The organism is Spongiibacter sp. C9W (genome assembly GCF_057370015.1).
The window spans coordinates 1,578,341-1,601,010 of sequence record NZ_CM170672.1 but is presented as its reverse complement, the minus strand read 5'-3'; the positions used below and the strand labels follow the sequence as shown (position 1 = coordinate 1,601,010).

The window sequence follows — 22,670 nt, the reverse complement described above, 5'->3', positions numbered from 1 at the left end:
CCATTTTCTATGGCTAAAAGGTGTCTAGCAAACTGGGGGCGATTCAGAGTGAACTGTTGAGAACACACTCAATGTTGCGTGCATGAGAAGCGCGCCACTCTACCTGCTTCTCTTGCTGCCATTGTCGAGCAAATAAAGCAAAACCTGGTGCAGCGGGTCTATTCGGCTCTGGAATGATCCTCGCTGGATTTGCTGCGGCTTGTTGGCTGCCCTGGCTAGCGATAGTTTTAAACTTTTGAATATTCTTGCTGCCTGGGAAAAACTCCTCGTAGACAAATTCCCCCAGTTTGAGTTTGGCCTCGACTTTGTCGAGTATGCTTTGCACCCTTTTCCGATTTTTCGCGTTGTCTACCAACGCGGTCTGTTCTCGGAAGCGCTGACCTTCACAATGGAAGTCTAGGTACAATTTTCCAGTTTCTTTTCTCGCTCGCACGTTACCCATGGCAAATTTCTCCATTAGCCATCGGAACATTCATATCAAGGCTTGGTTGAAGAGAAAGCATCTCGGCCTCAATTGCTTCCCAAAGGTAGAGAATCTTCCGGCGCCCGAAAGGCTTGATGTAGTGTTTTCCCTCTAGGAGCACGCTATCCTTCAGTTGTTGCCGAATTGTGCGGGGGTCGTATTTGATACGCTCAGAAAGCTCTTCAGTAGTGAGGTAGGTGTGTGACATAATCAGATCTCCAAAAAACCAGTAGAATCCTCAAAAGATCAATTTGATCTCCTGTAGATCATAATATCGCAAAAAGTGCTCTTGCAAGTCTTTTTGGTCTATAAGGGGTTATTTAGGTCTCGAGAAAGCTAATGGTTAAGTGCCACCTATCAAAAATACTTGGCGAAAAGAGGCTAAAAATCTCGGATGTTGCCCGTGATACAGGCATCAATAGGGGGACAATTACACGGCTGTACCACGAGACTGCCGTGCGAGTAGAATTTGATGTGCTTGATAAGCTTTGCGCCTATCTGGACTGCGATATATCTGATTTGTTGACTATAGAATAGTAATCCACATCAATTCTTGGCCGATAATAGGCTGGGGAAATAAATTATCCCCAGCCTTCTTTGCCCTCATCGCCTTCCGGTCCGATCAGAGAGTCGATTCCATCGGAGAGAATCACCTTTTTCGCTTCAGTCAATGCGTCAGACTCGTCTGAGAAGGTCTTATCCCAAATAGTGGAGTTGCCATACTCGTCGACGACCTCCAGAAGCCACTGCTCGACGCCAATCGTACGATAAATCTCGACGCTAACGGATTTGCCATCACTGGCGATTTCTTGAGAGAGGGCGGAGTATTCCAATTCTGGCTCATGATTCATTTTGTCGTTCCTGTTTAAAATGTATGGTCGATGCCCGAAGGTCATTGTAAGCAGTGTAAGTGCAGTATGGATTTTAAAAACCGTCACAGAAATCGTCACAAAACGTCACAGGCCGACATTTTTCGCAGGCAATAAAAAAGGCGAACCAGTAAGTTACTGATTCGCCTTTTCTTTTTTGGTAGCGGGGGCAGGATTCGAACCTACGACCTTCGGGTTATGAGGCTGATTTTACGTGATTACCTAAAAACCCTCCAAACATACAAAATTTACATTAATGTATCAAAAACAATAGGTTATATAAATTCTTGTCTCAAGATAAGTGCAAATGAAGAAAATTAATGCCACTCTTAAGTGTCACAAAAAATATAGTTGATTTTATACCTAAAATCAGAAACGATGACCCTCAGTGTTTCCCATATTGGGTATCCCGAGGCGAAAATGCGCGAAGAAGTAGAGATTTCAGATCTCTGTTTACCGAGTATGCCGCTGTCTCTGATTGAGAGCGCCACACGTAACCTTAACTCGAAGTTGTCATTGTCAACATTTGTTGATATGTCGCTGCTTGACTGCCTCCTTGCCGCTCGCCCAATACGTGTTCGTTCCGTGAAGCGACACTTCGAAATAGTGGGGGAGTTTCGGTCTTTTCACATTGCCTCGGCCATGCTAAATCCAAAAACGTTGGTTCCTGTCGAAGTGGTCAAGGGGACAAGCGAGCATCACGCAGAATTAGCTGTCGCGGCGCTCGTTATGGATGTGCTCGATTGCGCGCACGGGAGTCTTGAAGAAAGGAGGCTTATCTATCGCGAATTGAAGAGCCTTGCGCAGAGTCTCAACAAGTATTCAAAAGTGAGAGTTCCGAACGTCCTTGGGCCTCGGAGTCTCAGGGCGGCGCTCAATATTGATGCTAATCAAGTAAAAAAACCAAGGGCCAGACAATCTGATTTCTCTAAGCTTGTCATGTTGCAGGCCAAAGGGAGGGTGGTACGAAAAGCGCGCTCCTAGCTCGAAAAGACAGCGCTATAGGGCCCGCTATATGTGGAGCGTATCCTTATGTGCGTTCATAATGCGAGAGCACACAGTAGAGAGACTGGTTTAATGCAGTTGATGGTGGAACTCCATCACTGGCAGCCATTTCTGATATTGCCTATGCCGGAATGCAGTGTGGAAGGATGGCTAATAAATCACCGCGAAAACGTGCGCTACCAATTATCGGTGAGAGATGGTCGATAAGGATACAGTTTACCGCCTGTCCGCTGCGTCCGGAATAGACGAGGAGCGCCTTGATTCGCTGCTCAGGTACCTCCATGCCCCGGGGTCACTGACAAGGTTGCGGCTAGTTCTTAGCAATCTTAGGAAAGCAGTTCGGGTCGGTAGCACGTTCCATGAATCGATATTCGATGGGTTTGATACCTTCTCATTCCCAATGGAAGACATAGGGGATTTAATTGACGAGTTAGATGGTGCGACTGCGTCAAGGCTTTCGCCGGAACCACAGTGGGTTGATGAATCCGCTGAGCAGCGGGGTATCATCAGTGACCACCCTGAGTGGGCTGCATTGATCATCTCTGCGTCAAATCAAATTCAGCAGAATTCGCTCTACTTCATACATCTCTACATCGTGTTGCACTGCGCCATTTTGCAGCGACAAAGGCATAAAATTCTAGGAGCCGAAATCGATGTGTCCTGCCTCGTTTTACGGAAAATAGCGACTGGTATAACCCCAGCGTCGGCGCTATTTGCTGTGCGTCGGGACTGGCGTATAAGTGACTATTTAGCTGCTTTAGACAATCTGTCGGAGGATCAAGCCGAGGTCTGGCGAGGCGTGAGGAGTCTTGTACACAAAGTTGTCGAAAATCTTGGTAAGACACGATTCGTATCTGGACGCAGCGTTTCAGGTAGTGTGGTGATGAGTGTAGGCCGGGCTGATAGTGACGATGTAAGTCCTGAGGGTCCAGTTTCAGAAATACATGTCTACCAATCTCAAGGAGATGAGGAGGAGAGGAGCAGAGCCAGGGGCTCGGGGCTACATCCTGGGGAGCTTGAGGGGTTAAGAGCGGTTGGAGTGAGCTACTCGACGAATAACTCCACGGCCAATTTCAACTTGCGAGATCACGCTAGGCGTCAATCTAGCCAAATTCAGCATCTGAGTTCCTTAAATCAGCGTCTACCTTACCGATATCAACAGCTTACGTGCATCGAGATTTCCGTCGCAGCTGGGCTCCCTGTGAAGATACTATCTAAGTGGAATGCTGAGAGGGAGCGGGGTACTAGGGGGGAAATACCGGGTGAGGTACTTGATCCATATGTTGCCACACTTATTCAGCTGCTCTTGTGGTTGGGTCGCCCTCTTCATGAAACACTGAGCATGCGTTTTTATAACCGATTCGAAGATGTGCCTAAGTCTCTTAAAGACCTCGCTTATGTGCGGCAAAAGGACATTTTTATCCTGCCAATTAGATCCCCTGAGTGGAAGCGAAAATTAAGTGAGAATGATCGCTATATCCTAGACTGCATTGGCGGGTCTGCCGAAATGACGACTGATCATCGTATCGAAGTATCTTGTCCGGTGCGGTTTTCTCGAATGATTCGGAGTATTGAAGGCGCGTACGGGGAGGTAGGGCATGGTCGGAGCAATTATCTATTCCCTAAGGACCTCCGCAGCAATATAGAGAGCCGACTTCGAGAAATTTTGTCTCACAGTAATCGAACTACCGGGTATCGTCTAACACCCCTCCGAATCAGTCAGGTCCTGTTCGATGAAATTAGTCAGATATCTAGTGACTGGGTCGATGCATCGTTGTTGACTGGTCATACTTTCACCATCACCGAAGTGGCATCTCATTACTACTCCGTTAGTGGTGACGCGCTGCAAAACCTCTATCACTCTGCCGTCCGGTCTTTGCAGTGTCGACTTGCACCCTACTTGGGTATAAGTCGCGATCATTTCTATGATTTTGAACAGGAAATGAGTAACCCAGAGGAGCACGGTAGTAAGCTGAACGTAAAGCCTAAGCTTGTTCATGAGCTAGTTCGGCATTTTAAGCACGAATTGGCAATGGCTAAACGCAGGGGTAGCGGCGTCGAGGCGTGTCACAACGCCTTGGTGACCTACATCGCATTTTGGATTCTATTCATTACTGGCTATCGGGCGGTCAATGACCTGATTTTCGACATTCAAGAAATTGATTGGAAAACTGGCATGGTAGTCATCTCAGATAAAGATGATGACTATCAGTCAAATTCCCGCCTTGTTTGGCTCCCAAATAAGCTGTTGAAACAGATAGATATCTACCTAAAACATCTTGATGCCATACAAGCGATGTTGCCGTGTGGATCCCGCGCTTGGTCACATATCTATAAGCTGAGAGATAAAACCAGCTCCGACGCTCCACTGCTATTCTTTCTCAAAGACGAGTGCTCCGTACAGCGTCTGACACCGGAAAACTTACGCGAACAAATTCCCGGCTATTCGCTTCCGATCAACCTAGGGCGGCATTACCTCAGGCCTAGGCTTCGCGCGCTTCAGTGTAATGCCGAATATGTGAATGCATATCTGGGGCATTGGCAGATCGGTCAAGAGCCTTTTGGGCGTTATTCGTCTATGAGTCCAATAGAGATGTTCACGGTTATGGCTCCATATTTGGAAACTCTGCTCCGTGAGGGTGGGTGGACACCTCAAACGGGTTTTGCGAATGCTTAATGAACCGTTGATATGGAGTGGATGGAAACTGGTTGAGCCAGAGCGAGCCGCCGGTGGTTCATCGGCGCGCACTTACAATCGTTTGAGAAAAAAATACCGCCGCCAGAGAGATGTACTGGATATCGTGGCTGCAGACTTCCCTGAACTTATTCATGGCGCTCGAGATATTGTGATACCCGATACCGTCCTGAATAGATGGGTGTCTAAAATCAGCGCTGACGGCACAGCGTCAATTTATGACATTCGAGATCAAATCAATTTTTTAGCATCAAACTTAGAGAGGGGGAGAATACAGTTAGGCTGGAAAGTTAGACAAGTCGCGCCAATTCACATGCTGAAGCGTGAGTCTAGCCGATTTACTGTCGGTTCTTTTTCTCGCCTTAACGAGTTCAGGGCATGGCAAGATAGCTTAGAGGCCAAGATTGCATCAATGACTATTCATGATGTCGATCAGCGTCGTCAAGTAACGCAAAGAGAGCGTCAAGAACATGTCAGCTGGGGCGTATTTTTGTACAGCGCACTAACGCGTGATGCGGTTCTCAATAAAAAGTATCTATATGCCCTTCCGCTCTTTGTAGATACCCTCTGTATAGGTAAGAAGCAAGCCTGGCTTACGCTTTTCGATGAGCCTCCAGTCGATGAGCAGGTTGTAAATGACGCTAAGATACAAATTCGGTGGCGATGGCTGCTCAGCGCTCCAAGTCTTGCGCTGCTAGTGGGGCATGTTAGCCGGTTTGGTTTCCCGCGTTTGACTAATGCACTTGAAGCGAGAAAATTTACTGACCACTCGTGGAAAACGATGTGTCAACACTTGGGTATAGAGGTCAAAAGCATGCCGGAGACTATCTCCTCCCTCTCGGTAGATTATGGTTTTACTTTTCCGCCCTATTTGGTCGACAGTGCATGCGGAAAGCACGTTAGTACTTCATTACCCGAATCTCGTTGGAGGCAGTTGCTGCTCGGTGGCCGTTGTGTGGAGCCTAGCGTAGACCCGGAGAATGCTAGTAGTGCTGGAATCGGTACGCTAAAAGTATCGCTGAATGAGAGCTTTAGTAGCGGAGCTGACCTTAGTATTAGTGCGGAGACGCTTCGATCATTAAAAGCCGTTGTATATAAAAGACGAAATGAGAGAAAGTCGTCTTATAAAGAAGTTAGTCGGTTGCTTAAGGCGGTCGAAGCTAAGGCGAGATCTTCAGCGCCTATTGTGCATGCACTATCATTATGGGCAATTCAGCTCCACCGAGAAAAGCTAAAAAACAGCACGATCTATCGCTATTTGTCTGCAATTGGGGGGCCACTCTTTCTCACGGTCGGGGGGAGTGGCGTATACTCGAAGGGTGCGTTAGAGCTGTATCCCGTCAGAGCATATGAGACACATTAGCGCCTAACGCTAAAGGAGACTTCTGCTACATTTTACTGAAGCAAGGAGTCTACGATGACTGATACAACTGAAAACCTAGTTAAAACCATTCGCCGCAAAACACGCAAGAAGCATGAGCCTGAAGAAAAGATCAGGATTGTGCTGGAAGGCTTGCGTGGTGAAGAATCCATTGCTGAATTATGCCGCCGCGAAGGCATTGTTCCCAGCCAGTATTACAGCTGGAGCAAGGAGTTTCTGGAAGCGGGTAAGCAACGTCTAGCTGGGGATACAAAGCGTCAGGCTAATAGCCGTGAGGTCACGGACTTGAGAAAGGAAAATAATCACCTCAAGCAAATGCTGGCCGAAACGATGCTCAAGAACAATGTTCTCAAAAAAAGTGTGCTTGGCTCGGGATTGACTTGGGACGACGAATGACGCTGTCAGCCTCGGAGAAATACGAGGTGATCCGCTTAGTCGAAAGCTCCGAGCTCTCGGTCAAGCGTACTCTGGAAGAATTGGACATCAACCGGAGTACGTTTTATCGCTGGTATAAAGCTTATCAAGATGATGGATATGACGGCCTAGTAGCAAAGAGCCGTTCGCCCCGACAGTTCTGGAATCGATTGCCTGAGAGCGTGAAAGAGCAATGCATCGATGTTGCACTGGAGCGCCCGGAGCTGTCTCCTCGTGAGCTGGCTTGGTATATCACCGATAAGCACGAGTACTTTATCTCGGAGTCGACCGTTTACCGGCTGCTAAAGCAGTATGACCTGATCACTAGCCCAGGATACATACTGATGCAGGCCGGTGACAGATTCCATACGCCAACACGGCGGGTCAATGAGTTATGGCAGACCGACTTTACCTACTTCAAGATCGTAGGTTGGGGCTGGTACTTCATGTCCACGGTGCTTGATGACTACAGCCGTTACATCATTAGCTGGAAGTTGACGACAACCATGGCGGCCGATGATGTAAAGCTGACATTAGATGACGCAATTGCCAAGACAGGCGTCGATCAGGTGGCCGTCAAACATCGCCCCCGATTACTCAGTGATAATGGCCCGTGTTACCTGTCACAGGAGCTGAAAGACTATCTCAGTACTCAGAGTATGGAGCATACGCGTGGCGCACCATACCACCCGCAAACGCAGGGCAAGATCGAGCGGTACCACCGCACGATGAAGAACGTTGTAAAGCTGGAGAATTACTACTATCCCTGGGAGCTTGAGAAAGCCATCAGCCAGTTTGTGAATCACTACAATAACGAACGCTATCACGAGGCACTGGATAACATTACGCCTGCGGATATGTTTTATGGGCGCAAGGAGGAAATCATGGATCGACGAGCGCTAATCAAACAACACACCTTGCAACGCAGAAAGGAGGAAAATCAGAAAGCCTGTTCAATCCATTAACCGAAAACTATACTAAGAATGTCTCCTTCAAAAACTCAGGCGACGTGTCCCAAATCATCTGACGACTTACAACTAAAAAAGGCTACAGCTCTCTTGATGTCGGACTCCCTGAACAGTTCTCGATAATCGAGCGTCTTGAAGAGAGCTATGCGGTGCAGCGCTTGTGCGAGGTGTTTGGGGTGCACCGCAGTAGTTACCGAGCATGGCGTGGTAGAGATATTGCGCTGAGTAATGAAGAGCAGGTACTGCTGCAAAAGATGGTCGATGTGCATGCAGCTAGCAATGGTTCTGCGGGAGCCCGCAGCATAGCAAAGATGGTCGCTCAGGCAGGAATACCACTGAGTCGCTATCGTGCGGGCAGGCGAATGAAACAGTTGGGACTGGTTAGCACACAGCCACCAAGTCACGCCTACAAGAAGGCAGAGCAGCCTCACCTGGATATCCCGAATGCACTCGACCGGGAATTCAATGTAGCAGCCCCGAACAAAGTCTGGGCGGGTGATATTACGTATATCTGGACGGGGGCTCGCTGGGCCTATTTGGCGGTAGTGATCGACCTGTTTGCACGCAAGCCAGTGGGGTGGGCTGTATCTCTATCGCCGAACACGGAGCTGGTAAAGAAAGCGTTGATAGTGGCTTATGAGTCGCGGGGTGAGCCACATGGCGTTCTGTTCCACTCGGATCAGGGCTGCCAATACACAAGCTTGGGGTTCCGACAGTTGCTCTGGCGCTATCGGATGGAGCAGAGCCTGAGCCGACGCGGCAACTGTTGGGACAACGCGCCGACCGAGCGATTCTTTAGAAGCCTGAAAACGGAGTGGGTGCCTGAAATTGGCTACCCAAATCCTACGGCAGCGAAGGAAGCTATCACCAAGTATATGATTGGTTACTACAGCAGTCTTAGACCGCACAAGCACAACGATGGATTACCGCCGAATGTGGCAGAAAAGAAGTACTGGAATGCTCAAAAGCGGGTGGCCAAAAATACTTGACCACTACAGGTTTCAGGTCGATTATTGCACTCCTATTAGCCCCGTTAATTTTCATGATGGGGATGCAAAAATTCAAGCAGAATAGTTTTTTTACTCCAATATGGGAGCGTGATTATTCAAATATTTGGCATGCGTTGACTGGATTTGGCCACACCAACACCTTAGGGGCTGAGCTGCCTACGGGATTTGTAGGGTTAGCTTCAGCACTAATCGTTGCGTTCATGGTTTTAAAAGGTTTAGTCAATTTTCCCCAGAAAATAAATCTGCACTTACTTGGGCTTCTTATTCTGGACTATTTGGTTATTTCAGTGCTCATAAATATTTTCATTTTTAGTGGTACCGGTGCAAGTGCTGTGTACTACGCAGGCTCGTTTGCAGCGGGGATTTATCTTTTTGGCGACAGAGTTACCAGCCAGATAGCCATCTTAGGGCTTGTTTTTTTGGTCATTATTCGCTTGATTTATGTCGATGGTATGTACCCTTATGTTTTTTGGATACCAATTCTAATAGTTGTTTATATGGTAATACGCGCGCCGATTGATTCAGAAAAGTATCGGGAAGAATTAAAAGCATTTTCAGTTAATAAATTGATAGGAAGAGGTTGATTATGCCGTTATTGGGTGTTGGTTTAATTGTTGTTGGTATCGGTGCGTTTTTCATTGTTCCGCCTATGTGGGGCGTTTTGACTATTGCAGTAGGCGGGCTAATTGTTTGGGGTTCAAGCTGATAATTAATGTGGTTTTCTGGCTTACAAAAGGGCTTGTTTGGCCAATAAAAACCAGGGAGGTCTGTTACCAGCCCACAACCTACTACCGTAACGTCCAATCCGGTGGGCGACGGTAAGCGCCCAAGTTTCATGTTCGCGATATCAGGGTCTTCAAGCCTCATCCGCCGTCTTGATAAGCTAGGGAATCTCTGCATAACCCCCGTAATTTGAGATAATTCTGCGCCCCAATTTCAACCGGACTACTGTATGAGCCAGCTTACCTTCGCCGAAGCCGAATACCAGAACAAAAAGCGTAAAACGCGGCGGGAGCTTTTGTGCTCGAGCGCTTGGTCGATTGCTAAGCCAGCCCAGCCTTAGGGAGCTGTGTGAGTGAATATAGCATGTGTGAAAATGAGCCAAGCGGCAAAGACAGCAGCAAGATGAGTGAATCTATTTAAATCGATCAACAACGGAAATGTTCAGTCTGTTTCCCTTGCGCAAGTCAGCCGGAACATCTGCATGCATGGCGAGAAAGGCGTGTGCATGTTCACACGTTACCTTATAGATATCCTTGCATATCTCGTAGGCTTGAGTGTGGGGCCAGTTTTCGGGAAGCAGTTCGGTGGGCAGGAGTGGGTCATGCAAGTTTGCTCGCCGGAATGAGTGGATCATGAGTGTTTGTAATTGAAAGGCGACTAATGGTGATAGTTTATCCTCATGTACCAGGTCCAGAACGGGCGTGAAGTCATTGATGAATTTCCGGTAGAGGTGCTCAACCTCCTCAAGATTCCAGCTCTCCCTAATCTTCGTGAGGCTGTTCAAACCATTGCTATCTCCAGCGGACTCAGCTCTGAATAGGATAGCTAGGTCTTGATAGCCATTCCGCTCAATGATTTGCCTAGCGGTATCAAGGGTGGCGAGGGGATGGAGGAAAATACCGTTCGAGAGAAGGCTGAAACCATTCCACTCAAGTTCTTTCCGTAGCTCAGATCGCTCTGTCGTGGCTTCGATGTTCTTCTGCAGAACCACCAGGGTCCATTTTCCATCCCAATCAATACTGTACTCTTGGTAAATATGCTTATACGCCGACTCAAAGCGCCGTGTTCCTGCGTCGGTCAGTGAGTAAAAGCTACGTCTGCCCTCTTTTCTTGACGATAGCCAGCCCTCGTCCGCCAGACGAAATGCGCTGGTACGGACCAAGCGTTCGTTCACTGAAAAAGCTTCCATGAGCTTTATAAGCTCACCCAGCCAAATGCCTTCGGAAAAGGGCGAGATAGCATCGCCAAATACGGTAATGATCAGAGATTTTGAGCGTGGTTGCTCCGTTGCAATATAGCGTTCTATCCAGCTGACGAGTGATGGACTTCGAGTAATCTTCGGCATTACTGATTCTTTTCCTTGTCTCTATACCGGCGAACAGAGCGACCCTGGAGCCTGTTATGGCCCTGTTACCTCCAACGCCTAGGCGGCAGTTTAGGCAACTTGCAAGCTGAAGTCGATTGTCGGGCCAGCCCAGGCTCTCCTTAGCGTATAGCCAGCGTTGCAGACCCTTGCTCAGCTGCTTTGATCAGGAGTGTGGGTGGTTCCCAAAAATCATCCAAGGTCTGTTGCTGGAATTGTCTGATGCGCTGAAGAGCAGTCTCCAGTCCAATCGTCTCCGCATAGAACATTGGGCCGCCTCGCCAACGGGGGAAGCCATAGCCGTTAACGTAGACGACATCGATATCGCTGGATCTATCGGCAACGCCTTCCTCCAGAATTTTGATGCCTTCTATGACCAGTGCCAGGATAAGACGATCAACAATTTCTTCATCAGAGATCGCCCGGCGGGTAATTCCCCATCTATTTGAGTGGGATTTTATCTTTTCGACGACGTAGTCATCTTCAAACTGTGTCCCGCTAACGGCGTCGTATCCGTAGAATCCAGCCAGTGTCTTTCTTCCGAGCCTTTTTTCGTCGACTAGCTCGTCGGGTACGGAGCATTCTGGCTGACTACCCACCTCGATACCCTGATTACGACGGGAGAAGTAACCGATATCCAATCCGGCAAGATCCGCGACAGACAACGGTCCCATCGCCATTCCCCAGCTTTTGATTGCATTGTCGACCTGCGCGGGTGTGGCGCCTTCAATGAGGAGAAGCTGAGCTTGGCGCGCATATTTCTGAAGCATCCGGTTACCGACAAACCCATAGCACACGCCAACTGTGACGGGGATTTTGCCGATCCGCTTAGCGACCTGCATCAGGGTTTTGATGACATCGGGTGCGGTTTTATCGCTGCGGACGACCTCCAATAGTTTCATAATGTGGGCTGGACTGAAGAAGTGAGCGCCTACTACGTCCTGTGGGCGTGATGTCATGCTTGCGATCTCATTGATATCGAGATACGAGGTGTTTGTAGCGAGGATGGCGCCTGGTTTACAAATGGCATCGAGCTTGGCAAATACATCGCTTTTGACATCCATGCTTTCGAATGTTGCCTCAACGACTAAGTCTGCGTCGCTGATATTTCCAATGTCCGTGGTGCCTGTAATACGCCTGAAGGCCTCTTCAGCAATCGTTTTTTGCGTAATGCCGCGATCGACCGCTTTTTGGTAATTGCCCTGTATAACGCCAAGCCCCCGCTGCAGGTTGTCGCTGCTCAACTCGACCAATGTCACCGCGTAACCTGCGGTGGCAAAACACATGGCGATACCGCCCCCCATGGTACCCGCGCCAATAACGGCAACCCGGTCAATGCTGCGCGGCGGGATATCGTTGCCAATCCCCTTGGGCTTGGCGGCAGTGCGCTCCGCGAAGAATAGGTGACGAAGTGACTGGGAGCCCGACGAGGCGCGGCACTCTACAAACCGTTCGCGCTCCAGCTTTTGACCTAGTTCTATAGAGCTGCATGTTGCCGCTTCGATAAGGTCGATAATGTAGTTAGGGGCAAGCAGTTGGCTGCGACTTTTCTCCTGTTTTGCACGCGCTGCAGCAAACAACTCGGGTGCCGGGTTTTCCACTGACAGCTGGCCGGTACGCCTGGTCGATGCGTTGGCTTGTACCAGTTCTCTGGCATAGCTAAGTGCTGATTCGCGGAGATCTCCGTCGAGGGTGCGGTCGATCAGACCAGCCTGAAGTGCTTCCTCCGCGCTAATGGATTTACCCTCCAATATCATTGCGAGCGCTTTCTCGGCGCCGACCAATCGAGGTAATCGCTGGGTGCCTCCCGATCCCGGCAGTATTCCCAGCTTAACTTCTGGAAGGCCCAGTTTGGTGCCGCTTAGGGCGCTTCGGTAGTGTCCGGCCATCGCTATCTCAAGCCCACCGCCCAGAGCATTGCCGTGCATGGCGACCATGACTGGAATAGTCGCGTTCTCAATCGCTGCAACAACATCTGGGAGCTGTGGGAAGTCCTGTGGTTTACCGAATTCGGAGATGTCTGCACCGGCAATGTAGGTATTCCCCTCACAGTAAATCATCAGCAATGACGCACCATCTTCTTCTGCTTTTTTTAGTGCGGCGAGCAGGGAGCGTCGCACGGTCGCTGAAATGGCGTTGATGGGTGGATTGTTGATTGCGGTGACGGCAATCCCGTCGATGATCTCGTAACTGGCTGATTCTAAAGATATTGACGGGTTTTCTGCAGACATATCTGTGCCCCTGTTGCGGTGATGTAGCGTCTTCTCGATGATTCATATGTTACATAAAACTTGTCCAAAGGTAAAAATTATGTATCATAATGAAAAAGGCCGATTCATCGATCGCCTGAATAATTCGGCACTGTTCGACGGGTGCCGCTAATAAAGACTGGAAAATTCGCGCATTGGAGTCAGTTCTATGAAGCTCAGCAGCTACGTATGTGGAAAGTGGTACGAGGGCACCAGCCAAGGGGTAGAAACATTTAATGCCGTCACTGGTGAAGCCGTTTGTCACGTCAGTAGTGAAGGCATCAATTTCGCGGAAGTGGTTCGCTTCGGTCGCGAAGTCGGTGGCAAAGCCCTTCGTGAAATGACCTTCCATGATCGCGCGCTGGCTCTGAAGAACATGGCTAAGGCGTTGATGGCTGACAAGGAGAAGTTCTACGAAATCTCCGCACAGACTGGGGCAACCCGTGCTGATGGATGGGTCGATATTGAAGGTGGTTTGGGTACAGTTTTTTCTTATGCAAGCCTTGCTACCCGCGAGCTGCCAAACGATACCGTGCTGGTTGAGGGGGAGACGGAAACGCTATCTAAACACGGTAGTTTTCTGGGGAGACACATTCTCACGTCTAAGCCGGGTGTCTCGGTACATATCAATGCGTTTAATTTTCCGATTTGGGGGATGCTGGAAAAAATCGCTCCCAGTTTGATTGCCGGGGTTCCTGTGATTGTTAAGCCCGCAACGCCCAGCGCTTATCTTTCAGAAGCCATGGTCAGAGATATCGTTGATGGTGGCTATTTTCCTGCAGGTGCAATCCAGATTATTTGTGGCTCGGTTGGGGATTTGCTCGAACACCTGAATGAGCAGGATGTGGTGACGTTTACTGGTTCGGCCAGTACCGGGCGAAAGCTGCGCACGCATCCCAACATTATTGAAAACTCCATCCCATTTACTATGGAAGCGGATTCTCTCAATGCCGCCATCCTGGGTAAAACGGTGTCGGAAGACGACCCTGAGTTCGACTTGTTCTTACGGGAAATCAGTAAAGAAATGACCATCAAGGCCGGTCAGAAATGTACGGCTATTCGCCGTGTGATTGTGCCGCGTGAAAAGGTTAAAGCAGTCATTGATGGTTTGTCGACAAAGCTGGATAAGATCGCGATGGGCGATGCCTCCCAGGAAGGTGTTCGCATGGGGGCGTTGATCAGTCGCGATCAGGTACGTGATGTGGCGGAACAGGTCGCCCGCCTGACTCAAGAGTGCGAAATAGTACACGGCGGCAGCGATGACTTTGAGGTCATCGGTGCAGACAAGAACAAAGGCGCGTTCTATCCAAAAACCGTGTTGTATTGCGACCGTCCGTTTGAAAAGACACTGGTGCACGAAGTTGAAGCCTTCGGTCCGGTCACTACCGTTATGCCTTACGACGAGTTGGACGACGCCATTGATATTGCCAAGCTAGGCAAGGGTAGTCTGGTCGCATCTGTTTACAGCTACGACAACGTCGAAACCAAGAAGCTGGTTACCTCGGCGGCCGCATGGCACGGCCGTATGCTTATCCTGAATCGCGATTGCGCGAAAGAATCTACAGGTCATGGCTCGCCATTGATGCCGTTGGTCCATGGCGGTCCGGGACGCGCGGGTGGTGGTGAAGAGCTGGGCGGCCTGCGGGCTGTTAAGCACTATATGCAGCGCACAGCAATTCAGGGTTCACCTGGCTCACTAATGGCGGTCACGTCTGAATACCATCGCGGCGCCTTGGTGGAATCTGATGGCGTACATCCGTTCCGAAAATATTTTGAAGATCTCGTTATTGGCGAAACGCTGGTAACACATCGCCGTACAGTGACGGAAGCCGATATTGTTAACTTCGGTTGTATCAGCGGTGATCATTTCTATGCCCACTTCGACGAGATTGCTGCCCAAGACTCGTTCTTTGGTAAGCGCGTCGCTCACGGATACTTTGTGCTTTCCGCCGCAGCAGGCATGTTCGTTGATCCCGGCAAGGGGCCGGTTATTGCCAACTATGGTCTGGAGAGTCTGCGCTTTATTGAGCCGGTGGGAATCGGCGACACGATCCAAGCCAAACTGACAGTGAAAAAGAAGATCAAAAAAGCAAAACGTGGTGACGAAAAAGCCAACGGTGTTGTGCAGTGGGCTATCGAAGTTGTTAATCAACATAACGAACCCGTTGCTGTGTACGACATCATGACGCTGGTTGAGCGTCGCGACGATTGATTCGCAGATAGGGGGGAAGACGATGGACTATAAAAATATTCGATTCGTGGTTGAGGCCGGTACTGCCTTCATTACGCTAAATCGTCCTGAGGCACTGAACAGTTTTACTGTGGAAATGCATTTGGAGTTTAGGGATGCGTTGACGCGTTGCGCCGATGACCAATCGATACGCTGTGTGTTGCTAACCGGCGAAGGCCGCGGTTTTTGTGCAGGACAGGATTTGAACGACCGAGCGGTCGCGCCGGGTGAGGCTTCTCCCGACCTAGGGGATTCGGTAGAGAAGTACTACAACCCCGTTGTCAGGATGATTACCAGTATGGAAAAACCGGTGATCTGTGCAGTGAATGGTGTTGCTGCCGGTGCGGGTGCCAATATCGCGTTGGCCTGCGACATCGTGATTGCCGCGAGATCTGCTAGCTTCATCGAGTCGTTCTGCAAGCTGGGTTTGATCCCGGATTCCGGTGGTACCTGGCATTTACCACGTCTTCTAGGCATGGCGCGCGCCAAAGCGGTGGCGATGCTCGGCCCAAAAATTTCGGCAGAGCAGGCAAAAGAGTGGGGCATGATTTGGGACGTTATTGATGACGATCAACTCGTTGAGCAGTCTCGTGAGATGGCGACCACTCTTGCTGCACAGCCGACGAAGGGCTTTGCTTTTACTAAGCAAGCCTTGTATGCGTCGGCCACAAATACACTGGATGAGCAGCTCGAGTTGGAAAAAGAGTTGATGCGTGCAGCCGGGCAAACACAAGACTACAAGGCTGGAGTCGATGCGTTTATGAATAAGCGCACCCCTGAATTTGTCGGTCGCTAGTTTTTAGAATGCGAGTTTCGCTCGCGCCGCGTCAATAAGACAAGAAGATGAACGGAGATAATCAATGGAGCCGCTAGTCGCTTATATCTGCGATGCTCAGCGCACGGCGATCGGTCGATATGCCGGTACGCTTGCCGAGGTTCGCGCCGATGATTTGGGCGCCGTGCCTATGAAGGCACTTATGGAACGAAATCCCTCTGTCGACTGGGAAAAAGTCGACGATGTATTTTACGGCTGCGCAAACCAGGCTGGTGAGGACAATCGCAACGTTGCGCGAATGAGTGCCCTGCTGGCGGGACTGCCTGCGAGCGTGCCGGGTATGACGATAAACCGGCTTTGTGGATCGGGGCTTGATGCCGTTGGAACGGCAGCGCGCGCTATTCGCGCCGGTGAGATTAATCTGGCGATTGCCGGGGGGGTTGAATCCATGTCCCGCGCGCCATTTGTTATGCCGAAAGCCGGATCGGCGTTTGATCGTCGAGCGGAAATCTACGACACCACCATTGGTTGGCGTTTTGTTAACAAGTCCATTAAAGCGCAGTACGGCATAGACTCCATGCCTGAGACCGCAGAAAACGTGGCCGCCAAGTTTAATATCAGTCGAGAGGACCAGGACGCATTTGCAGTACGCTCCCACGCCAAAGCCCATGCAGCGCAAACCTCGGGTCGTTTCGACATTGAAGTGACGCCAGTCACTATTCCAAAGCGTAAGAGTGATCCGGTGGTTTTTGACAAGGATGAGCATATCCGCCCCGGGACAACCTACGAGAAATTATCAGGATTGCCGACCCCGTTTCGGGAGAGTGGCAGTGTGACCGCTGGTAATGCGTCTGGTGTTAACGATGGCGCTTGCGCGCTGTTGATCGCCTCCACTGATGGAGTAAAGCAGCATGGTCTGCAGCCAAAAGCCAAGATCTTGGGTATGGCTTCCAGTGGTCTTGAACCCGCGATAATGGGGTTTGGCCCTTATGAAGCTTCGAAGAAGGTACTGGAGCTGGTGGGTCTGAGTATCAATGATATGGACGTGATCGAGTTGAATGAGGCTTTTGCGTCCCAGGGGCTTGCGGTTATCCGGGCCCTCGGGTTGAAGGACGACGATCCGCGTATTAATCCCAATGGCGGAGCCATCGCGCTCGGCCATCCTCTCGGGATGAGCGGCGCACGGTTGGTGACTACCGCCATGTATGAATTGATTGAAAAAAAGCAGCGTTATGCGCTGTGCACTATGTGTATCGGGGTAGGCCAGGGCATTGCGCTGGTTATTGAACGTGTTTCTGACTAAGAGGAATGAGCCATGAGTTTATCAACGAATGAAATGAATCGTTCTGCCGATGAAAAGACGCTGGAAGCCGAATTTCAACGCCGCATAGATAACGAAGAAAAAATCGAGCCTAAAGACTGGATGCCGCAGGCATACCGCAAAAATCTGATTCGCCAGATCTCACAGCACGCACATTCGGAAGTGATTGGCATGCAGCCCGAGGGTAACTGGATTACCCGTGCGCCAAGTTTGCATCGGAAAGCGGTATTGCTGGCTAAGGTTCAGGATGAAGCCGGTCATGGCCTGTATCTGTATAGCGCTGCTGAAACCCTGGGTATTTCAAGGGAAGAGCTGATTGATGCGCTGCATACCGGGGCTGCCAAGTATGCCTCTATTTTTAACTACCCGTCGTTATCTTGGGCAGATATGGGCGCAATTGGCTGGCTGGTTGATGGTGCTGCCATCGTAAATCAGGTTTCGCTGCAACGGACCTCCTATGGTCCCTACGCCCGAGGCATGGTGCGCATCTGTAAAGAGGAAAGTTTCCATCAGCGTCAGGGCTACCACATTCTGATGACCCTGATGGAGGGCGACGAGCGTCAGCGCAAGATGGCTCAGGATTCGGTGAATCGCTTCTGGTGGCCATCGCTGATGATGTTCGGCCCCCACGATTCGGATTCCCAGCACTCTGGTCAGTCTATGACTTGGAAAATTAAACGGCAGTCCAACGACGAGTTGCGTCAGAAGTTTGTAGATCAAAGTGTAGAGCAAGCAGAAGCGATTGGCTTGACGCTGCCAGACCCGGATCTGCGCTGGAATGAGGAGCGTGGGCATTACGATTTCGGCGAAATCGACTGGGAGGAGTTTTATTCAGTCATCGCCGGAAACGGACACTGTAACCGCGACCGTGTTGCACATCATCGCCGCGCCCATGACGAGGGCGCCTGGGTTCGCGAAGCGCTCGATGCCTACGAAAGTAAAAGATCTGCAGCCCGCACTGCTTGAGGAATAGAAACCATGTCTCAATCCAATATGAAGTTGTATGAAGTGTTCGTTCGCGGCCGTCGCGGTCTCGATCACAAGCATGTCGGTAGTCTGCACGCTGAAGATGCCGAGCAGGCCTTGGAATACGCGCGTGATGTCTATACCCGTCGCGGGGAAGGTATCAGCATCTGGGTGGTTAATTCGTCGGACATTTGTGCTTCTCAGGAAAGCGACTGCGATAGCTTTTATGACCCGCTGGATGACAAGCCATATCGCCATGCGACGCATTACCAGCTTCCCGATAAAGTTAACAATATGTGAGCCCGCGTATGACTACTGATAACCAACAAGATCTTGCGGCTTATGCCATCCGGCTTGGCGATGACTCCGTTATTCACGGCCATCGTCTGAGCGAGTGGTGCAGTAACGGCCCTTTCCTCGAGGAAGATCTGGCTATGACCAATGTGGCTCTGGACTATATCGGTCGCGCACGTAACTTCCTGACCTACGCGGCAGAATTGACGGGTGAAGGTGTTACTGAAGACACACTGGCTTACGACCGAGACTGTCTGGACTACACCAACCTGCTGATCTATGAATTACCGCGAGGCGACTTCGCCTTCACCACCGCAAGACAGTATTTGCTGGATGAATTCGAACTGCTGTTCCTGACGGCACTGACGCAGTCCGCTGATGAAACACTAGCGGCAATTGCCGAAAAGTCACTGAAAGAAACTCTCTACCACCTGCGTCGTAGCAAAGAATGGATGTTGCGCCTGGGGAATGGAACTGAGGAGAGCAGGGCGCGGCTGCAAACTGCGCTGGAACAGTTGATTGGCTACACGCCCGAACTGTTTGAAATGGACGCGCTGGAAACGGAGCTGGCTGAGAAGGGTGTTGCTGTAGACAGAGCGAGTCTTGAACAGGGTTGGCGTTCAGCCTGTGATGCCACCTTTGCCGAGGCCGGCGTGACCTTACCGGATGTGGCCTGGCGCGTAAAAGGCGGGCGTACAGGTTTTCACACGGAGCACTTGGGACACCTCTTGTCGGAAATGCAGTTTGTTCAGCGTGCGTACCCGGGTTGTACCTGGTAACTGACGAGGATCCGGTTTGTGAGTGAAAACAACCTTATCCCGATTCTGCCGCAGGAAGAGTTTGAGCGCCGTGAGCGTCGACATTCTTCAGTAGTGCCGGAGATATGGAACCTGCTCGACAGTGTCAAGGATCCCGAGGTGCCGGTAATCAGTATCTGGGAGCTGGGCGTGCTTCAGGATGTGCTGGTAACAGACGGAGCGGTAACCGTATCCATCACGCCGACGTATTCCGGATGCCCTGCCATTAACGCTATGGCGGAGGATATTGAGCTCTGCCTGAAAAATGCAGGCTATGAACGGGTTGAGGTCTTGCGTCAACTTCACCCGGCCTGGTCGACCAGCTGGATGTCTGTTGAGGCAAAGCGAAAGCTGGCGGATTACGGTATAGCGCCGTCGCAAAAAGATGATGAAGGTATTGCTTGTCCGCACTGTGGTTCCTTCGATATCAAACTGGTAAGCCACTTTGGCTCCACCGCGTGTAAGGCACTCTATCAGTGCCGAAGCTGTAGTGAGCCGTTTGACTATTTTAAGAATCTGTAACGATTAAGATAAGAGAGAATCGGGATAATGAGTACGAGAGGATTCCAGCCGCTGACCATTTCCAGTGTGCAGAAAGAAACGGATTCGGCCGTTGTGATTGGCTTTAATGTCGAAGCGCAACAAGCTGAACTGTACAAATATCGGCCGGGCCAGTACCTCACCCTGCGGGCCAATATCGACGGTGAGTCGGTACAACGTTCCTATTCGATCTGCTCTGGTATCAACGATGCTGCCATGACGATCGCGGTAAAACGTGTCGAGGGTGGTAAGTTCTCTAATTTTGCGAATGACGCTCTAGTCGCAGGAGCACAGATTGAGGTTATGCCGCCACAGGGCAACTTCTGCGCTGATATCAGTCAGGGGAATAGGAAGAACTATCTGTTTATTGCGTCCGGTAGTGGTATTACTCCGATTCTATCCAATATCAAGTCGATCCTAGATGTTGAGAGCAATAGCCGGTTAACACTGATCTACGGCAACAAGCGCACGACGTCGATCATGTTTCGCGACGCACTCAGCTTTCTTAAAAACCAGTATCTGACGCGTTTTCAGTGGATCAATATTCTCAGCCGTGAAGACCAGGGCGTCGATCTTCTCAACGGACGTATCGATAACGCCAAAGGGCGCGCTCTCGGTACACAGTTAATCGACTTGAAATCCTATGATGAGTATTACATTTGTGGCCCTGAGTCGATGATCTCTGAGGTATCAAGGGGCCTGCGTGGACTGGGTATTGAAGAGAACAGTATACGCTATGAGCTATTTGGGGCCTCTGCCGACGATGCCAGTGCCGTAATTGAGAAACACCATGCTCGCGCTAACGCTTACGCTGGAAAGACCAGCGAGGTCACGGTTATTTTTGATGGTCGTGGAAGTTCCTTCGATCTCGCCGCCGATGGCGAAAATATCCTAGATGCCGGCATGAGTCACGGTATGGATCTACCGTATAGCTGTAAAGGCGGCGTTTGCTCTACCTGCAAGGCTCTGTTGGTTGAAGGCGAGGTGGATCAGGATATTACTCATGGCCTCGAAGAAAGTGATCTTAAACGTGGCTATATACTGACTTGTCAGGCGCACCCGATTTCCGAGAAGGTCGTCGTCAACTTTGATGAGAAGTAAGTCGATCACCAAAATAGCGGCTAGGTGGGAGAACTATTCATGGCAGTAGAAAGCCTCACTGCTCAGGAGCTCGCGGAGCGCTGTGCGGAGGTCTTGATGCAAAGAGATGACGCCAGCCGCCACCTGCAGATGAATGTCGAATCGGTGTCGCCCGGCACCGCTACAATCACGATGTCAGTGCAGGATTACATGATCCAGGGACATGGCAGTTGTCACGGTGGATACATTTTTTCGCTTGCGGATACCGCATTTGCCTTTGCATGCAACACATACAATAAAGTGACTGTAGCGCAGGGATGTAGTATCGAATATGTTAAACCCGGTAAGCTTGGCGATACCTTGAGGGCAAGTTGCTGTGAAGTCTCCCGTGGCCGTCGAACCGGGGTCTATGATGTCTGCGTGGAAAATCAAGAGGGACTGATTATCGCAGTGATGCGAGGTAAGTCTTATCAGCTTGGGACGGCGTTGCTGTCCTGAAAGTCTTCTATAAAGGGTAGGCTCAAAGCCTTCCAGACAGGGTTTTGGACGGAGTTTCCCCAAATGATTCACAGTAGAGTTTGCTGAAATTGCCGAAATGAAAAAAGCCGCAACTCATGGCGATATCTGAAACTTTGACCCGAATATTCTGGTTTCTAGAAAAAACCAGCAGTTCCCGCGCCCGACGCAAACGCCATTTACGTAGGTACAGCATAGGGGTGGTGTGCTCGTACTGTTCGAAGCCTTTCTGTAGACTTCTTGCACTTACACCAACTGCGTTAGCGATATCCAACACTGTCAGCTTGCGGGTGTAATTTTCTTCAATAAATTCTTTGGCCCTGATGACCACCCGAGGTCTAACCCCGTACTTAGCGTTGAGGATTGCTTCGCTATAACTGTTTCCTTGTGAGAGTAGAGATAACGCAAGCACTTGTTCAATTTTTTCGAACAGTTCGGGATTTTTCGCCATGTCATTTGCGTAGGGGTTGTTAATCAGAAAATTTCCCAGTGCTTCCGAAAATTCAGACAGTGAGGCGAGTCCGGTTGTTGATGAGTTGAATTCAACCGCGTTTTTAGCTTCTATGCCATAACTCTGATAAAGTGTTTCATCGAGCAGTCGTCGGTTAACTTTGTATATCAGGTTACTACAGTCCTCAGACCAACGCATATCGATGTGTTTGTCGGCATCGAGGATGATCGGTTTGCTTGGGGAGGCAACTCCTTCGATGAAGTTTTGTTTTACATTGAAATGGCCACTACTTGGCAGCATGACCAGATAAAAATCTTTAAACGGCTCGGAGTCTATTTGGATTTCAGCATTGTAGAGTAGGCGGCTCAGGGAAGTGTCGCGAACGTCGCGGTGTTTCATCTGTGCGCGTAGTTGGTCTCTGGGGTGGCATAGCTTCAGATCATGGGGCTGGTACAACGCGCTGACTCGCTCACAAGCATCGTCAGGATCGGAGCTGTTTTCGAAGACCGATTGTAAAACCTCGTCAATATTATTATTCATCATAGTCGAGTTGCATACGT

21 protein-coding genes and 1 pseudogene are annotated in these 22,670 nt (G+C 50.1%); 16 read left to right on the top strand and 6 right to left on the bottom strand.

Annotated features, from left to right (window positions below; all coding sequences use genetic code 11):
- Nucleotides 1-43 precede the first annotated feature (43 nt).
- A complete protein-coding gene (locus AC2Q8J_RS07575; protein ID WP_486452546.1) occupies nucleotides 44-442 on the bottom strand; it encodes an Arm DNA-binding domain-containing protein in 399 nt (132 codons plus the stop codon).
- A complete protein-coding gene (locus AC2Q8J_RS07570; RefSeq protein ID WP_486452545.1) occupies nucleotides 435-671 on the bottom strand; it encodes a hypothetical protein in 237 nt (78 codons plus the stop codon). The genes AC2Q8J_RS07575 and AC2Q8J_RS07570 overlap by 8 nt, the downstream gene beginning before the upstream one ends.
- A 131-nt stretch (nucleotides 672-802) precedes the next feature.
- On the opposite strand from AC2Q8J_RS07570, the gene AC2Q8J_RS07565 reads away from it, so the two are divergent.
- Entirely contained in the window at nucleotides 803-1,000 is a 198-nt protein-coding gene (locus tag AC2Q8J_RS07565; RefSeq protein WP_486452544.1) for a helix-turn-helix domain-containing protein, read from the top strand.
- A gap of 44 nt (nucleotides 1,001-1,044) precedes the next feature.
- On the opposite strand, the gene AC2Q8J_RS07560 is transcribed toward AC2Q8J_RS07565, so the two are convergent.
- Nucleotides 1,045-1,314 carry a hypothetical protein gene (locus AC2Q8J_RS07560; RefSeq protein WP_486452543.1) on the bottom strand — a complete coding sequence of 90 codons (270 nt, stop codon included), beginning with the start codon at nucleotides 1,312-1,314 and terminating at the stop codon, nucleotides 1,045-1,047.
- A 438-nt stretch (nucleotides 1,315-1,752) separates the two neighbouring features.
- On the opposite strand from AC2Q8J_RS07560, the gene AC2Q8J_RS07555 reads away from it, so the two are divergent.
- The 6 genes and pseudogenes from AC2Q8J_RS07555 (at nucleotide 1,753) to AC2Q8J_RS07530 (ending at nucleotide 9,389) form a co-directional block, all read left to right on the top strand.
- Complete coding sequence (locus AC2Q8J_RS07555; protein ID WP_486452542.1) at nucleotides 1,753-2,316, top strand: hypothetical protein; 564 nt, start codon at nucleotides 1,753-1,755, stop codon at nucleotides 2,314-2,316.
- A 1,363-nt stretch (nucleotides 2,317-3,679) separates the two neighbouring features.
- Complete coding sequence (locus tag AC2Q8J_RS07550; RefSeq protein WP_486452541.1) at nucleotides 3,680-5,014, top strand: hypothetical protein; 1,335 nt, start codon at nucleotides 3,680-3,682, stop codon at nucleotides 5,012-5,014.
- Nucleotides 5,007-6,395, top strand: coding sequence for a hypothetical protein (locus AC2Q8J_RS07545; protein WP_486452540.1), 1,389 nt, complete (start codon nucleotides 5,007-5,009; stop codon nucleotides 6,393-6,395). The genes AC2Q8J_RS07550 and AC2Q8J_RS07545 overlap by 8 nt, the downstream gene beginning before the upstream one ends.
- A gap of 54 nt (nucleotides 6,396-6,449) precedes the next feature.
- A protein-coding gene (locus AC2Q8J_RS07540; RefSeq protein ID WP_486451988.1) for an IS3 family transposase occupies nucleotides 6,450-7,792 on the top strand; the annotation gives its coding sequence in 2 pieces (ribosomal slippage) (nucleotides 6,450-6,794 and nucleotides 6,797-7,792; 1,341 coding nt in all).
- Between the two features lie 74 nt (nucleotides 7,793-7,866).
- Nucleotides 7,867-8,784, top strand: a pseudogene (locus AC2Q8J_RS07535) (IS3 family transposase); the annotation flags it as partial.
- 53 nt (nucleotides 8,785-8,837) lie between these two features.
- The gene (locus AC2Q8J_RS07530; RefSeq protein ID WP_486452539.1) at nucleotides 8,838-9,389 is read left to right on the top strand and encodes a hypothetical protein; all 552 of its coding nucleotides are present in this window, start codon (nucleotides 8,838-8,840) and stop codon (nucleotides 9,387-9,389) included.
- A gap of 551 nt (nucleotides 9,390-9,940) precedes the next feature.
- Here the strand turns inward: AC2Q8J_RS07530 and paaX are convergent.
- Together paaX and AC2Q8J_RS07520 are read right to left on the bottom strand one after the other, a co-directional pair.
- The gene (gene paaX / locus AC2Q8J_RS07525; protein ID WP_022958351.1) at nucleotides 9,941-10,873 is read right to left on the bottom strand and encodes a phenylacetic acid degradation operon negative regulatory protein PaaX; all 933 of its coding nucleotides are present in this window, start codon (nucleotides 10,871-10,873) and stop codon (nucleotides 9,941-9,943) included.
- 140 nt (nucleotides 10,874-11,013) lie between these two features.
- Nucleotides 11,014-13,122 (bottom strand): 3-hydroxyacyl-CoA dehydrogenase NAD-binding domain-containing protein, encoded by a 2,109-nt coding sequence (locus tag AC2Q8J_RS07520; protein ID WP_486452538.1) that lies wholly within the window; start codon nucleotides 13,120-13,122, stop codon nucleotides 11,014-11,016.
- Nucleotides 13,123-13,309: 187 nt separating this feature from the next.
- Between AC2Q8J_RS07520 and paaZ the strand changes: the two genes are divergently transcribed.
- The 9 genes from paaZ (at nucleotide 13,310) to paaI (ending at nucleotide 21,641) form a co-directional block, all read left to right on the top strand.
- A complete protein-coding gene (gene paaZ / locus AC2Q8J_RS07515) occupies nucleotides 13,310-15,352 on the top strand; it encodes a phenylacetic acid degradation bifunctional protein PaaZ (RefSeq protein ID WP_417765719.1) in 2,043 nt (680 codons plus the stop codon).
- Nucleotides 15,353-15,374: 22 nt separating this feature from the next.
- Nucleotides 15,375-16,166 (top strand): 2-(1,2-epoxy-1,2-dihydrophenyl)acetyl-CoA isomerase PaaG, encoded by a 792-nt coding sequence (gene paaG / locus AC2Q8J_RS07510; protein ID WP_022958348.1) that lies wholly within the window; start codon nucleotides 15,375-15,377, stop codon nucleotides 16,164-16,166.
- A 64-nt stretch (nucleotides 16,167-16,230) separates the two neighbouring features.
- On the top strand, nucleotides 16,231-17,448 hold the full coding sequence (pcaF, locus tag AC2Q8J_RS07505; protein ID WP_417765720.1) for a 3-oxoadipyl-CoA thiolase: 1,218 nt from the start codon (nucleotides 16,231-16,233) through the stop codon (nucleotides 17,446-17,448).
- A 12-nt stretch (nucleotides 17,449-17,460) separates the two neighbouring features.
- Nucleotides 17,461-18,432 (top strand): 1,2-phenylacetyl-CoA epoxidase subunit PaaA, encoded by a 972-nt coding sequence (gene paaA, locus AC2Q8J_RS07500; RefSeq protein WP_022958346.1) that lies wholly within the window; start codon nucleotides 17,461-17,463, stop codon nucleotides 18,430-18,432.
- A gap of 12 nt (nucleotides 18,433-18,444) precedes the next feature.
- Entirely contained in the window at nucleotides 18,445-18,732 is a 288-nt protein-coding gene (paaB, locus tag AC2Q8J_RS07495) for a 1,2-phenylacetyl-CoA epoxidase subunit PaaB (RefSeq protein ID WP_022958345.1), read from the top strand.
- Between the two features lie 8 nt (nucleotides 18,733-18,740).
- Entirely contained in the window at nucleotides 18,741-19,505 is a 765-nt protein-coding gene (paaC, locus tag AC2Q8J_RS07490) for a 1,2-phenylacetyl-CoA epoxidase subunit PaaC (protein WP_417765721.1), read from the top strand.
- 18 nt (nucleotides 19,506-19,523) lie between these two features.
- A complete protein-coding gene (paaD, locus tag AC2Q8J_RS07485) occupies nucleotides 19,524-20,045 on the top strand; it encodes a 1,2-phenylacetyl-CoA epoxidase subunit PaaD (protein ID WP_022958343.1) in 522 nt (173 codons plus the stop codon).
- A 27-nt stretch (nucleotides 20,046-20,072) separates the two neighbouring features.
- Nucleotides 20,073-21,164 carry a 2Fe-2S iron-sulfur cluster-binding protein gene (locus AC2Q8J_RS07480; RefSeq protein ID WP_022958342.1) on the top strand — a complete coding sequence of 364 codons (1,092 nt, stop codon included), beginning with the start codon at nucleotides 20,073-20,075 and terminating at the stop codon, nucleotides 21,162-21,164.
- A gap of 39 nt (nucleotides 21,165-21,203) precedes the next feature.
- A complete protein-coding gene (gene paaI, locus AC2Q8J_RS07475) occupies nucleotides 21,204-21,641 on the top strand; it encodes a hydroxyphenylacetyl-CoA thioesterase PaaI (RefSeq protein ID WP_022958341.1) in 438 nt (145 codons plus the stop codon).
- A 22-nt stretch (nucleotides 21,642-21,663) separates the two neighbouring features.
- On the opposite strand, the gene AC2Q8J_RS07470 is transcribed toward paaI, so the two are convergent.
- Nucleotides 21,664-22,653, bottom strand: a complete 990-nt coding sequence (locus AC2Q8J_RS07470; protein WP_022958340.1) for an AraC family transcriptional regulator — start codon at nucleotides 22,651-22,653, stop codon at nucleotides 21,664-21,666.
- Between the last annotated feature and the right edge of the window lie 17 nt (nucleotides 22,654-22,670).

Coding starts and splice junctions, on each gene's coding strand:
- AC2Q8J_RS07575 (WP_486452546.1), bottom strand. CDS start 442: ATGGGTAACGTGCGAGCGAGAAAAGAAACTGGAAAATTGTACCTAGAC.
- AC2Q8J_RS07570 (WP_486452545.1), bottom strand. CDS start 671: ATGTCACACACCTACCTCACTACTGAAGAGCTTTCTGAGCGTATCAAA.
- AC2Q8J_RS07565 (WP_486452544.1), top strand. CDS start 803: ATGGTTAAGTGCCACCTATCAAAAATACTTGGCGAAAAGAGGCTAAAA.
- AC2Q8J_RS07560 (WP_486452543.1), bottom strand. CDS start 1,314: ATGAATCATGAGCCAGAATTGGAATACTCCGCCCTCTCTCAAGAAATC.
- AC2Q8J_RS07555 (WP_486452542.1), top strand. CDS start 1,753: ATGCGCGAAGAAGTAGAGATTTCAGATCTCTGTTTACCGAGTATGCCG.
- AC2Q8J_RS07550 (WP_486452541.1), top strand. CDS start 3,680: ATGCGTTTTTATAACCGATTCGAAGATGTGCCTAAGTCTCTTAAAGAC.
- AC2Q8J_RS07545 (WP_486452540.1), top strand. CDS start 5,007: ATGCTTAATGAACCGTTGATATGGAGTGGATGGAAACTGGTTGAGCCA.
- AC2Q8J_RS07530 (WP_486452539.1), top strand. CDS start 8,838: ATGATGGGGATGCAAAAATTCAAGCAGAATAGTTTTTTTACTCCAATA.
- paaX (WP_022958351.1), bottom strand. CDS start 10,873: ATGCCGAAGATTACTCGAAGTCCATCACTCGTCAGCTGGATAGAACGC.
- AC2Q8J_RS07520 (WP_486452538.1), bottom strand. CDS start 13,122: ATGTCTGCAGAAAACCCGTCAATATCTTTAGAATCAGCCAGTTACGAG.
- paaZ (WP_417765719.1), top strand. CDS start 13,310: ATGAAGCTCAGCAGCTACGTATGTGGAAAGTGGTACGAGGGCACCAGC.
- paaG (WP_022958348.1), top strand. CDS start 15,375: ATGGACTATAAAAATATTCGATTCGTGGTTGAGGCCGGTACTGCCTTC.
- pcaF (WP_417765720.1), top strand. CDS start 16,231: ATGGAGCCGCTAGTCGCTTATATCTGCGATGCTCAGCGCACGGCGATC.
- paaA (WP_022958346.1), top strand. CDS start 17,461: ATGAGTTTATCAACGAATGAAATGAATCGTTCTGCCGATGAAAAGACG.
- paaB (WP_022958345.1), top strand. CDS start 18,445: ATGTCTCAATCCAATATGAAGTTGTATGAAGTGTTCGTTCGCGGCCGT.
- paaC (WP_417765721.1), top strand. CDS start 18,741: ATGACTACTGATAACCAACAAGATCTTGCGGCTTATGCCATCCGGCTT.
- AC2Q8J_RS07480 (WP_022958342.1), top strand. CDS start 20,073: ATGAGTACGAGAGGATTCCAGCCGCTGACCATTTCCAGTGTGCAGAAA.
- paaI (WP_022958341.1), top strand. CDS start 21,204: ATGGCAGTAGAAAGCCTCACTGCTCAGGAGCTCGCGGAGCGCTGTGCG.
- AC2Q8J_RS07470 (WP_022958340.1), bottom strand. CDS start 22,653: ATGATGAATAATAATATTGACGAGGTTTTACAATCGGTCTTCGAAAAC.